A 14,027-nucleotide genomic window follows, 5' to 3' on the forward strand; every position below is an offset into this window, starting at 1 on the left:
AACTTAACCCTGGACAATAATAGTTTCTAGGAATATCTGCGTTATCCACAGAATTTGTTAGGAAAGCTGTGGATAAGATTGGCATACACGATGCAACTCGTTGATAAAAATGAAATTTTCTTTGTCGATTACACCGCATTCAAGCTCGATAATTACGCCGCCTAGGAAATTACGCATGTACATTTTTTACAATGTAGCAATATTCTAGAGTTATTTTTTATAATTTTATTGTAACTGGTTTACCCCGTACTAGTCTCAGCGATTTATGCCGAACTTAAAATATTTTGCAGTTTAGTGATTACTAGAGTTATCGTTTCCGCCCAAGTAAAAGTTATAAAGTAAATCCAAAGCTTTCTGGATATAAGCAAGGTCTACCTTTGATCACTAAAACCGATCACTATATGCTTATTCACTCTGAATTGATAAGTGCGAAACTTATTATTCGGTAGTTACGCCGTGCAATATAATTCAGAGAGCTTAAAAAAGATTACATCTATCCCATCGCTCTCTCCGCAGACATCAATAAATTGTCCCCAATAATTTCCACGTTGATAGAATCAACTAGATTCTATGCTTCGTGCCAGTAAAGGCAGCACCTAATCTTCTCCGTATTTTAGATGAGCTAATCTTATGCCGAGGAAGCCCAAAAAGGCTACTAGTTCTCGAATAGCCTCAGATCTGTAATCTACGTAATTTTTTAGTTTAGTAGTAGATTTGAGAAAAATCCTCAATACATAACACCAACCGTCACTATTTCAGTATTTTTATAAGAACATAGATCGTCAGTGGTTTGCATCTGTGATAAGTATTACGCTATACGATATATTAGTTATCCACTGAAAATGGACTACGTCACAGCCTCCCTCGGCTGCAACGATTTGATGCACCGTGCATTAATTACGTTAACGTCGTTAATTTTTACGCTCCAATTAAGCAATCTAAAAATTTTTTATTTATTTCCAGAATTATTCTGGAGTTTTTGATAACTAGTTGCTATTCGAATGACCTGATTCTACTTCTCTGAAGTACAAATAATCGTTTCATCGCTAGCAGCATAATATATCTATATCTTTTAAAAATGTATCTCACTTAATTTCACAAACTGTTTAACTAAATTTTAGATATTATGAATAAATAAACCCTCGAACCTATAGAAGACAACCCTAGGCCCGAGGGTTTACTTAAACATACATAACCTGATCCGGATGAGAAAAACCAGTAGATAATATTATTATTGTTGTAGTGAACATATAACAAATTTATATAAAAAATAAAATATTAAATAATATAATATATTTTAATTATTACTCGAATTTTATTCACTACTAAAAATTTAACTAACCCGATTTTTTCTTCACCTTATTTTTGTTTAACTATTAATTTCTTTAGTAAAGGACAATAAGCATCAGAGCTTACCTACTAGTTCCAGCGATGGCTTTAGTGTTGCGGCACCTGGCTTCCACCTAGCCGGGCATACTTCACCAGGATGCGATTCAACATACTGTGCAGCCTGAACCTTGCGCAGCAACTCTTGTGCGTCACGACCGATTCCGTTGTCATGAATCTCATACAACTTGATCTGTCTTTCTGGGTTGATAACAAACGTACCTCGCAACGCTAGGCCTTCTTCTTCGACCAGAACATTAAAATTATGTGCGAGCATAGCAGTCGGATCCCCTACTAATGGGTACTTAATCTTAGCGATAGTCTCTGATGAGTCATGCCATGCCTTGTGTGTGAAATGGGTATCAGTGGAAATTCCGTAGATCTCAACACCGAGTCTTTGAAACTCAGCGTAGTGATCTGCTAAATCACCTAACTCGGTCGGGCACACGAACGTAAAATCAGCCGGATAAAATACGAACACTGACCACTTACCTATCAAGCTTGCTTCTGAGATTGTCACAAAACTACCATTGTGGTAGGCGGTTGACTTGAACGGTTTGATTTGCGTGTTAATAAGAGACATTACGCTTTTCCTTCTTTAGTGAAAAACAATTTTCCATCCTACAAAAATAGTAAAATCTGGTGAATGTTTAGTTTTATCAAACTGATATGATTGATTTATCACCGATGTTGTTCCGTAGCATGAGTATTAGGACGAATGTATGAGAAGTCAATAGCCTGTATAGTAAATTATTTCTAGCTCATCTTATGTCTGATAGCACTCTATCTGTATATCTATCATGACTGTTCTTTCTCAGGCAGACACGCACAATCTACTCATCTTTACATGCCTTACATAAAATAAATAACCTGAAAATTTCAAAACGTCGTATATCATTACAATTATCAATTAGTATTTCAATACTCAGCTAACCAGAAACTGGAAACAAAGAAAAAGTATACTATACGAAATATCTCGATAGTTACTAACTAATCGATCTATGGGTATAATCTGTATTATTAAAATTTATCTAAATAACATGTTAGTAAATATTTCACTGTACTTTAATATTTTCGCATTTATATATCTTCATGTAACCCAATTTAAATTGACCAAAATAAATATATGTACTAAATATTTATTTAATTTTTCTTCGGATTTTTCATTTATTACAAAACCAACTGTGTCTGACATATTTCTGTATATTAGATAAACGATATAGACACATTTAAAAAACCATGATCTAGTATTTATTCCCCCGCGCATTTCAATAAAATTATAATTTTACCGGAGTTATTAATAAAATAATAGTCGATGTTTTAGTGGATATCCTTTAATTATCAGTAAATTTTTATTTACAAGATAGTAGAAATTTTAAGTAGATGCTACTATTGGTATAGTAACATTTATATATGGAATTTATATAGATGTTACTATAAAGTAAAGACACGATTTTATTATTTGTATAGAAATACATCGAATATTCTTCAATGCGTGCAGCGTTTTCTTTCTCAGCCGAATCAAGTAGTTTCTATATCGAGCGCAATAACACGCGCAATAACTATGATATGGCATAGAAAACGATGATGGAAAAATTTTGAATTTGCATAACTCGATAGCAGAAAAATCTTTATTATCATCTCAGAATCGCCATTGCGTAGCTAATTCGTGTAAACCTATAACCCGATCTATTTTCCTACTAAGTCAGAGCATGTACGACGTCAGAAAAATGGAACGATTATTTCGCGATTGTTTAGACAAGGTAATATGTCAGTAAAAGTTAGAAATTGTGCTAATAATGCACTGGCACTAATAAACGATAAACTAGACTTATCACGACTAATTATTATAAAATACGGAAAAATTTATTACGATTTTTAATCTACAGAATTAAATATGCTGCTGGCTAGGGTATCCGTGGGCTAAATCCGATAATTTTATGTGCAGAGATTACGTTGTCTTCCTAGTGTCATAGGAAATGCGTTATTGCTGCGCCAGCATAGTAATAACGCACTAGCGTGCTTGCCAATGTAGAATCATTAGCATGTTTAATACCTCGTCTCGCATTCCTACTGCTCGCACTGCACCGGGTAGTTTACCGGTAGCTGATATTACACAGGCGTTGCAGATTGCGCACGCATACTGTCAGGAGCGTAGCGAATTGCTGACACCGCTGAGAAAAAAAGTTCTATCGTTACTACTTCAATCCGGCCGTGCTACTAAGGCTTACACACTACTCGACGAAATGCGCAAGATTCACCCAGGCTCGGCGCCGCCGACTGTTTATCGCGCGCTCGATTTCTTACAGTCCGTAGAATTAGTGCATCGTATTGAGTCGATTAATGCATTTTCAGTATGCCATGACCTAACACACTGCCGCCATGGAATCTTGATCGTTTGCCAGTCCTGTGGTGAGGTCGCAGAAGTCGACGGGCCAGGCGTTCATCATGAGCTAGTAAATAAAATTCAATCCACTGGCTTTACACTAGTTCGTGGTGAACTTGAGCTCAAAGGATTTTGTGTAAAGTGCACAGCAAAGACTATGTAAATTACAGCAGATTTATGCTGGATTAAAGATCTATCTTCTAACCAGTCAATTATTTTCTACAATTTATACGATTTAAGCTATAGCAAGGCTATCAATAATAATTGATATGCTGCACACCAATACCATTCCTCTTCTTTTGAAAAATTTTTCTAATCATCGCCTAAACCAGCCCAACGTGCACGACTTAAAGACCTACCACAGCTCACGCAAAGCAGCTGCACAGCTCAATGCCTATTTGTGTAGGTAGCACTGCTAAAAAAATGTTAACGCAGCATATGTTTTAGCACCTTAGCAAGAAGTGTCGCACACGAAATCACATTAATCATTAAAACACTCAAGATTATTAATAATCACAAAGCGCATATTTGCGCCTACGTTAGAGGACCCCTACCCCTCCCTGTAATCACCAATGCGCCAATATCACACGAGGTATGGGGTCGACTACGCAACAGTAGCACTAGATAAGATTTGTGTACGATGGGCAGTCTCAATAATTTTTAGAGATTTCTTTGGAATCTCGTTAGTGCCACATCGGAAAAAATATGTCAGCCTAATTCAGTGCGCTACTCTAATAAACGAGTGGTACGCCCATCAATCGGTCATGATATCAAGAAAAGACATTCTTGCTTACACTATCTTGCTAAGATAGGAGGGATATAGCGCACACTGTTTAATCTGAGAGCAACTTATCTGCAGGTTCATCCTGGGCATCTGGCGATGCCCAATCTATACACAGTCTGCTGCGTGCTCAATGAAAACAGGCTCGTGCCACATTTCCCCACCAGTAGCAGGAAAGAGTGGAAGTTACACTACACTTTTATCTTAGTTTTTCCTAAAAAGGGGTTGTTGCATGAACCAACTACACTACCCTAGTGTAATTATTGACAATTTGCAGAAACACCTCACTAATATAATTTTGCCATTATGGTCTACCAGGGGCTTCAATAATATATTGGGTTTACCATATGACGCGATAGCGTCGCCAGGACAGCCTCCGCTGCCAACCACGCGATACCGAGCTATAGGATGTGCGCGACAGCTTTATGTATTCAGCTCAGCTGGCTGGCACGATCATGCAGATCGCCTGTTTGAATCACTGTGCAGCCGGTTTATGGATACGAAATATGGTGGTTGGCACTATAGCATCAACTCACAAGGTGAGCCAAAAGAAACTCAAAAAGATCTGTACACTCATGCATTTATCGTGTTCAGTTGCGCGGAATATTTCCGGCACCAGAGAAACTTGGATGCGCTGAATCTGCTCGAAGATACGCTGCATGTGATTCAAACACGATTCTCAACCAACTCCGGCTTATATAATGCAGTACTATCTGCCGACTTTATGACGATCATCAAAGGCCCACAGCAGAATCCGATTATGCACTTGACCGAAGCCTACTTGTCTGCTCGGGACGTGAAACCTGACATATGGTTTTTTGATACGCTCCGGCATATCGCAGAAGCGGTGACCGCAACATTCGTACATCGTACTACTGGCTGTATTGCAGAGCTTCCGATCGGCTGTGGCAGATTACGTATTGAACCAGGGCACCAGTTTGAATGGTTTTATCTCACATCTTGTGCACAAGATGTATTTGGACATAGCGACCTATCTAGATGGCTCGACTCTGCGTATACGTTTTCATTTCGGCATGGCGTGTCGCCTATCACAGGGGGTGTGTGCACCGCGTTAGACGAACACGGTTATGTCACCGAACCAACTGAGCGATTATGGGCACAAACCGAATTTGCTCGCGCTCTCGCTACATTGCAAGCGCTCCACGGTACCAGCAAGGCGCTGGATACACATATATCTCTAAAAACTCAACTTAATCATTTTAAACAGCGTTTCTTACGCAACTACGGATGGATAGAAGCTATTTCTCAGAATAGCAGCGCCGTACGCGTAGATATGCCATCAACAACACCATACCACATAGCGACTATGTACCATGCGGTTTCTAGACTATGTACGAAATTATAACGATAACCTATTAAGTATCTCTTTAGATCACAGCATTAACTCTAGTATTCTTGTGTAAGTTATTATTAATAATATTTTTGCTGAATATATAATATAGTAAATAACTAGCCGTAGTTCACATATTTATCGCTATAACATATAGATTTAATCTATTTCTATCTAGCAGAAAATCGGTAAATAACGTATGCGATCTTTTATACGATAAAGACATTTGAACTTCTATCACTCTACGGCTGGTAAAGAAAGATATTCGACTGCTTGCGCTAGTCTTAGCTAACTACCATAGTTTATATGTACATATATGGTATTTATAGAATTAGTTCTAGATTTTCTCTATTACCTTCCGATATACTTATTCTTGTATTTTTAATGAGATAAAAAGTGGAAACTGAAATTATTGCGGTTACTCAACAGAAAGGGGGCGTCGGTAAAAGCACGATCGCAATGCATCTTGGTGCAGCATTCCACGAAAAGGAAAAAAAAGTTTTACTTGTTGACGCAGACGGACAAAATACGTTAATTCGCTGGTCTAGCACTGCTAAATCTGGCATCTTATTCCCGGTCGTGAACCTAGCAGAAGCAGGGGCTCAAATTCACAGAGAAATCAAAAAATTTATTAATGACTATGATTTCATCATCGTAGACTGTCCACCGTCAATTACAGAAAAAATCTCCGGCGTCGTACTGCTAGCAGCTAGTATTGCAGTTGTACCAATCTCCTCGTCGCCAGCTGACTATTGGTCAAGTGTTGGCTTAGTTAAACTAATCCTGCAGGCACAGACGATGAACAAAGCATTACAAGCCGTTTTTCTTCTTAATAAAACCGATAAAAGACGGATGCTAACACGCGAATTAAAACGCCCACTTGAAAAACTTGGCTTCCCGCTTTTAAAAACGCAGATCCCCACTAGGGAGTGCTACAAGCAAGCGATGGCGTTAGGCAAAACTGTCTTACAAATGTCAGATCGTAGCGCTCAGCTAGCGGGAGCCGAAATCCGAGCATGCGCTAATGAAATTGCGGCGCTGTTGAAGTAACTTTATGCGCATAAAGGAATGATATGAAATCTTCTCAACTAGCTCGAGGCTTTCAAGCCTGCCCTGATACAATCAGCAGCAACAAACAAACAACACTAGATCGTCTAAACGCAATTGAAACTCTAGTTAAACAATCAGTTCATATTAATACGCTTGAGCCGAACTTCACTACCTACAAGCACCAAGCTTGTCACATTCCGGATGAAGATACCACTTCTCCAGGTCCCAACGAATCGCCAGCGTACTTCGCATGGCGCACTGAAAATAAATATACGCCGGGACAAATCATTGATCTATCGCTAAAATCGATCAAACCTAGTCCGTTTAATCCTCGCTATTTCTACCTCAAATCATCGATTTCTGAACTTGCCGTTAATCTTTCTAAACAAGGCCAGCAGCAAGCAATTCACGTTATCCCAGATCAAAAAATCCCTGGTACATTTTTTGTTAGTGATGGTGGGCGGCGCATTCGGGCATTGAAAGCAACGAATAAAGAAAGTGTCAGAGCAATTGTCATAGATTTACCAATTGGTATTGAAAGTTATAAACTAGGTTATGATTTAAATGTTCAGCGAGACTCGCAAACAATTTTTGATAATGCTATTGTATGGCAACGCTTTCTTAATGAGAAACGCTTTCACAATCAACGTGAACTTGCCGAACATCTCGGAATTGATGAATCGACAGTAGCCGTCGCATTGGGAATTTCTAAACTTCCGGAATTCGTCATGCTAGAAATGATGACTAGATCGGATCGATTTGGCTCTAACATGGCCTATCACGTTGCAAGATATTTTTCTGAAAAAGGCACAGATTGTACTCTCCGGTTAATTAACAAGATTATTAACGATGGCCTCAGTACTCGACAAGTCGCCGATATCGTCAAGGGTAGAGCAATACCTAGCGAAAAACTAAAACCGCTTCGCCGGCAGCGCTACACGCAGCGACTGGAAATAAAAGTTGATGGTGAGACGCTTGGTGACTTAAAGTCATACAGTGACGACCGGCTTGAATTAAAGTTAAGAGGCCTAACCCGAAACAAACGTGACAAATTATTGTCTCAAATAGAAGCAATTTTGATGCCAAAAACAGAGGATTTAAAAAGCGATTTAAATACAATTGATGTGTAACAAGAGAGCAGGTTATTAGTATAACCTCAATACACTAATCATTTAAAGTGCGCTCATGATTCAACGTAAACGCTAAAAGATCTCCATCGGTTGGCTCACCCCATGTTTTTAGCGCTAGCCAATCAAAAAAAGCTATCTCGGCGATTTTGGACGAGACGCCACGCTTGCGCCATTCGTCCCGAAGGTGGGCACCCAAACCTCGTAACGTTTCGTCTTCAAACAATTCTCTAGAAAGCTCTTGCTCCGTATCATCCTGCTCCTCATAAAGCTCACGTGCCTGCCTGCGACGATATGCAGCATACTCCGTTAAAAGCCTAGTCTTTGGATCCTCCCCCCTATCCATCCTCTTAACTTGCGGTGCTCTAACTTCATCTAGTGGTGGCGCATAACCCTTTTTTAGTGCATCTTTAAATAGAGCTGCAGCGCTGCGTACCACAGGTAAAGTTGTACTTCGAATTCGTTGCTCGGTCATCTGTAATGCAGCCTGAACACGGCCCTCTTCATTATCGCCGTATAAAATTTTCGCCTCTTTCAACGGAATACCGAGCCCCACCATACGATCGACTAGCGTACTATCAAATACGTTTGGATGTACATCAAACGCTAGAATCGGTTGCTTTCGCTCCACTACTCGGAACTGTATTTCAGATACACGTCGCCCTTCACGATGCTCAATCAATTCAACATTGATATTAGTGACTGAATTTACCTCTGCGATAGCAGAACGAAGATAATCGCGCTTAAAATACTTATACTCACGCTTAGCCTCATCGATAGCCTTCGAATCCGGCGTTCCCGATAAAATCGGACGCCACCACCCCCATGGCTCACGCATTGTAAGATGGCTGGGATTTGTTAAGTAGCGTACACAGATCTCATACAAAGCCAGTCCAGCACTACTACGTAGTTGACTTTGGAACTGCAGGCTTAGACGAGCATACTGGACTGGATCAAGAAGCTTCTTCTTAATTTTTGGAGCGAACGAAAACTCGACCCATACGCGCCGGGTAGTTGTATCCTCGAGAATTTCGGCGTCTGCAATCAAAGTTGAAATTCCCCATTTTCTTCCAGGTTTCTGGCTTGATGTTCCAGTACTCCATTCAACCTGAACCGATACCATCCGACGCAAATGCTCTTTAACTAGCGCCGTATCATTCGAGTCAAATGCGGAATTTACAACAATGTCCGACAGTAATGCCCGATAAGTATCTCCAGATTCATCGGCTTGCTGTGCGACAGCTAATAACACATTGAATAGTTTTCGAGTTAACAAGGTTATCTTGCCACTCTTTGGCTGAATAGCAATAGCTTCAACGGCCTTGCGTAACTCCGAGGAGTTCTGGCTAACGACATCGGTCTTCTTCTTAGAAGCGCGGGTAGCCATATATCGAGTCAGAACAGTGGTTTTCTAAAACTACCTGCTATAGTGAAATTTGTATACATTAGCAGTTCACTCATTATCGGTGAGATACAGATAAATAATTACCTCACCTCGATGCAAAAAATTACTTTTTAAAAGTAGTCAGTTATGATAAAACTGCTACAGCTAATATTTAGCGTAACTAAATCGCGGGCCCATAAATCATAAAATTATCCTAAAAACTTTAATATAGAATCCCGCAAAACTTCACTCTTAACCTATAATTGCATTCACATAGATGAACCATATGTCTTTGTCAATAAAGTGATTTTGATTGTTATTTAAGAAAATAATGGCGTAGTGTCATTCTTTCCCGAAAAATCTCACCATTAATTTTTAATCTTTAATTATCTGATGTAGAGTCGGTAAAAACGCTCTCTTATTAGGAGGGTGCTTTCTCCCGAAAAATCTCACCATTGTAATGAACAGCTAATGTAATCCGCTATCCAGTGATATAGCATACAGGGAAACACCTATTACAGCGCTTAATGACGGATTACCTATTTTTATAACGGAAAGCAACTTCCGAGCTATGCTCTATATTTCCCGAAAAATCTCACTATTACCGGGTGAATAAAGAGGAATTAATTCCTCGATGACGCTTCTTCTCTCTTCTTTTGCCTCCCCGAACAACCTCACCTTACGATGCAATAGCAATACTATAATGCTTTTTATCCTTTATAAATCAGCTTTTTATATGTACATACCTGCCTAAACAATGCAATAAAACAGATCCAATGCATCGCATGCTTACGCTAACTGCCCTTGTACATCACATCTTGTCGACTAGCAAGTCTTACTACCTAAAGCTGCCAAAGCTACAATCTCCCGATAACACTCACTTATCTAGGCCGCGATGTAATTTCTAACGAAATATTGATGCTCAATTCTCTTTAGCATGCTTCGCGATGCCGCTTAAAAACTAGAACACAGTTTATAAAGAAATAAAAAAACTGCTACCCCCAGAAATCTTGCCCTAGCAATCGCTAGTACGAAGAATACTACACCCTAGCTATACCTCCCGTACTCTCTCACCTCACGAGTCGATTAAGTCCCGAAAAACTTCACCATGCATTAAAAATAGGCAAAGAAAAGTGAATCCGCATAGAAGCGATGGTTCACCGCAAAATCTCACCATAGTGTTTTCTAGTCGAAAATTACGCTAAAAAAATCGCTTTACTGGCCAGGTATCTACGTTGACATATTCCCGAAAAATCTCACCCTAACTATTAAATTCGTATGACATAGCACCTGAATCCCCTCACGATATTTCCTGTTACTCCTCACCAGACTTCCTGAACCCCTTCACCGTGATATCCTGTTAAATCTCCCCTAAGTTCCCGAAAACCTTCACCTTAGTGCCGGGAAAAGCATGCTAAGCAAGGGTTTCATGAGACGTTAACGTTTTTTTAACTTAATTCTATGTGTTTTATTAACTGACTCAAGAATATGTGGATTGATTTTCGGATCTTAAGTGAAGCTTAAAATAAGTAACTTAATCAGCCTTGCTATTGATGGGCCAAAAGAGAGCAAAATAGTGTACCCTGCTCTAGCAGGCGCTGTTTACTGGCGCATCGTAGATTAACCTGCGCTCTGCATACAAAACATGAACAAAAACGCAATGCATGCTACAGCGACAAACTTATTGCGTCCTGCAGGACGATGGCCAGACGACGTGATGTTGTGGCACGTACAAATTCCACTATCCCCTGCTGCGTGGAATTGGCTTCAAGTATGCCTGCCCGACGATGAACAAAAGCGAGCATTACGCTATCGTCATAATGACGATCGACTGCGTTTCGCTGCAACGCGTGCCATACTTCGAATATTGCTCGCTAGGCACACCGGTAGTGCACCGCTATCGCTATGCTTTTCATCGGGAGCGTTCGGACGGCCGGAACTTGCTGGTTACGGAGAAACATTATCGTTTAACGTTACGCACGCAGGTCAGCATGCTCTTATTGCAATATCAGAACAACGCTGCATTGGTGTGGATATCGAATTTATTCGACGCGTAATAGCTTGGAAGGCATTGCTCGAGACAGTGTGCACTGACGCCGAACAGCGTGCGCTAAGCGCGCGTGACTACATAAGTGGTGCCCAGGGGTTTCTTCGCTGCTGGACGGCGAAAGAGGCTGCTCTCAAGGCGATTGGAGTTGGTATTTGGTGTGGTGTTCAGCGAGTTTCGGTAGATCCTTTTGCAGATGGCGCGCAGTATATCGACCCGCCGGCAATTAGCGCATGGAATAACATTTCTGCATTGCACCTGCACTGGGTCGACGACCTTTCCGACTATATTGGCTGTATTGCGTTTGGTCCCCCTGGTAGTGTTAGTACACGTCTACGTAAATCCACTCTTTGTTGATTTTACTATATCATATATTATCAATTAATATTGATAACGCACACCTGTTATAAAATTCCGTCGAAACGTTGTATGCAGTTTTTAGAGTCGACTAACAGAAAAATTAATGTGTTTAGTCCAAAGATAGGCTTTAATTAAAGTATAAAAGCTAAAGATATTTAGTGGGTTATTATAATATAATAGACGTCGTTACAAAATCCTAGCCAACTACTAAAAAAGAGAGGTGTATATCAAAAATAAAAATGTGATGTTTATAAATCTAACAATCGCAATATAAAGACATAGTAAACATAAAACTATCGTACAATAAAATACGATTTTGAGGGCGCCTTTTCAGGAAGAAAAGTTCCACTATAGAGATGCTATAGATTTCCTATGTGGAAAGTCAGTTTTTTAACTGATAAGTTCAATATAATTAACTCAATAAAGTTAATACATAAATCCGATATCTATATTTCCATTAATATATAAGTAAAAAAATTTAATAGTTCTCGTATTGTTTTTTTACACAATAGATATTGTGCTATAAATTTTTTGAATTTTATATAACGATAAAAAAGATATTAAATAAATCAATATTGTATCATAGTTTCTATGCTCGTTTTAAGTTCGGTGTATTACGAAAAAAGAAAAAAATTATATGTAATTTTTTTTAATAAATTCGTGAAGTGGTGTATAAAAAATTAGAAAAATAGTAGTCGAATCTTTCCAAGAAATTTGTATAAATTTTATTATGAGCGAGAAATAAAATTTTAATATATATAAAATATTACAAGTTTACAACAATTTAATATAACAAATACTTTTTCGGAATAAATTTACTAAATATTTATTTGTCAATATTATATTGAGCAGCAGAAAAAATTATACGGAAGCTCGGTTAACGCAGACTAAACATAGATCCTGTATAAAGTATTGTGGGTAACAGGCTAGTTTAGCTCCAAATTTTTAACGCTTAGTGATACTGATAACTACGTTCAATATTTTCATCCATCTTTCCGATAAATATAAAATTCCGACTAGAAAGTTTTAATTTATAAGCCTTGTTATGTGCGTTCCAAAATTAAGTTTGCTAGGGTAGTAAACCCAGTAAAGATATTTTGTCCCGAATTAATAAATGTCTTTCTTGCCGGGGCGGTGATCTATTAGTACTACACTTATGGAAGATTACTAATAATGTGCAAGGGTATTTGAAGCTTCTCAAATTCTACTGTTGGGGGAATAAATACGACGCTAGACTCGGTATTTAAAAGCTTAATCAATGTTAAAGCGTCGTATAGAAATGCGTATTACGTTACCGTTCTGCTGTATTGTCTCAGATAGACGGGGAAAACAATAACTAAACCGAGCGCACAACATAATAAGAAAAAATGCACGATTCTGCATCAGGCAACATACAAAATTATAGCTTGGATAATTAGCAATTATAGAGTCGATTTTCTACTTTAGCGACTAAAGCTATAAGTGCATTTTTTTACTTCGCCGCCATTCATGCTAATTATCCAAGCTATAGCGCCGAACGTGCTAATCGACGCGAAACCCTACCATACTAAAGACGAAGAGCGTTAAAATGCATCTAGTATTATGGGTTTATCAGGAAGTCGACCAGCATCTCACTGGATCTTCTGCGTATATATCGATACCGTTTTTCGGACGAAATGTGGTCAAATCGATGTTTAGCGGCGCTGGCTTCAGATATTATGTGCGATAGCTTGACCTAATCAGCAGTGCGAATGTCGAGACAATATGAAGGTACAGCAACGCTTGTCTATAAACGCGACTATTTGTAATTTCTCGAATACCGAAGATTACAGCATGTTATGGTGTAGAAAAGAATGAGTTCAATGAACATCTCAATTAGCTTGAGAAACGCGTCATCTAGCAGATTCATCCATATAGCTAATTGTGGATATTAATGGTGAATAGGATGCTCAGTGCAGTAGAAAATGATGTCTAGATGGTAAAAACTGTTAGTGGATTTTTATAATAGATACCATCCGATTGTAGTACTCAGAATTATATGATCGAGCAATTATATTTGGGTGCGCACTAAAACACGTTGCGATTACTATGTCGATTCAGAATACAGCAATCAATCATCATGGGGGGAACAAAACCGATTTAGTCTATTGTTGCACAATGTTACGACAATCTCCGA

At 38.9% G+C, this 14,027-nt stretch carries 6 protein-coding genes and 2 pseudogenes; 6 read left to right on the forward strand and 2 right to left on the reverse strand.

The window, feature by feature from the left end:
* Positions 1–1,405: 1,405 nt before the first annotated feature.
* Positions 1,406–1,969: an alkyl hydroperoxide reductase subunit C gene (ahpC, locus tag GJV44_RS04365; RefSeq protein WP_226806950.1), complete on the reverse strand. Its 564-nt coding sequence runs from the start codon at positions 1,967–1,969 to the stop codon at positions 1,406–1,408.
* Positions 1,970–3,431: 1,462 nt separating this feature from the next.
* On the opposite strand from ahpC, the gene GJV44_RS04370 reads away from it, so the two are divergent.
* The 5 genes and pseudogenes from GJV44_RS04370 to GJV44_RS04385 all read left to right on the forward strand — a co-directional run.
* On the forward strand, positions 3,432–3,935 hold the full coding sequence (locus GJV44_RS04370) for a Fur family transcriptional regulator (RefSeq protein ID WP_226806951.1): 504 nt from the start codon (positions 3,432–3,434) through the stop codon (positions 3,933–3,935).
* Positions 3,936–4,785: 850 nt separating this feature from the next.
* Positions 4,786–5,919 carry an AGE family epimerase/isomerase gene (locus GJV44_RS04375; RefSeq protein ID WP_226806952.1) on the forward strand — a complete coding sequence of 378 codons (1,134 nt, stop codon included), beginning with the start codon at positions 4,786–4,788 and terminating at the stop codon, positions 5,917–5,919.
* A 381-nt stretch (positions 5,920–6,300) separates the two neighbouring features.
* Positions 6,301–6,954: a ParA family partition ATPase gene (gene parA, locus GJV44_RS04380; protein WP_226806953.1), complete on the forward strand. Its 654-nt coding sequence runs from the start codon at positions 6,301–6,303 to the stop codon at positions 6,952–6,954.
* Positions 6,955–6,977: 23 nt separating this feature from the next.
* Positions 6,978–7,089 (forward strand): annotated as a pseudogene (locus tag GJV44_RS04590) (ParB/RepB/Spo0J family partition protein); the annotation flags it as partial.
* A gap of 95 nt (positions 7,090–7,184) precedes the next feature.
* A pseudogene (locus tag GJV44_RS04385) lies at positions 7,185–8,084 on the forward strand (ParB/RepB/Spo0J family partition protein); the annotation flags it as partial.
* A gap of 34 nt (positions 8,085–8,118) precedes the next feature.
* On the opposite strand, the gene GJV44_RS04390 reads toward GJV44_RS04385, so the two are convergent.
* Positions 8,119–9,468, reverse strand: a complete 1,350-nt coding sequence (locus GJV44_RS04390) for a replication initiation protein (RefSeq protein ID WP_226806955.1) — start codon at positions 9,466–9,468, stop codon at positions 8,119–8,121.
* A gap of 1,642 nt (positions 9,469–11,110) precedes the next feature.
* Between GJV44_RS04390 and GJV44_RS04395 the strand changes: the two genes are divergently transcribed.
* On the forward strand, positions 11,111–11,869 hold the full coding sequence (locus GJV44_RS04395) for a 4'-phosphopantetheinyl transferase family protein (protein ID WP_226806931.1): 759 nt from the start codon (positions 11,111–11,113) through the stop codon (positions 11,867–11,869).
* The last annotated feature ends 2,158 nt before the right edge of the window (positions 11,870–14,027 follow it).

Origin of the sequence: Candidatus Vallotiella adelgis, assembly GCF_020541305.1 — a bacterium.
GTDB classification, from domain to species: domain Bacteria; phylum Pseudomonadota; class Gammaproteobacteria; order Burkholderiales; family Burkholderiaceae; genus Mycetohabitans; species Mycetohabitans adelgis.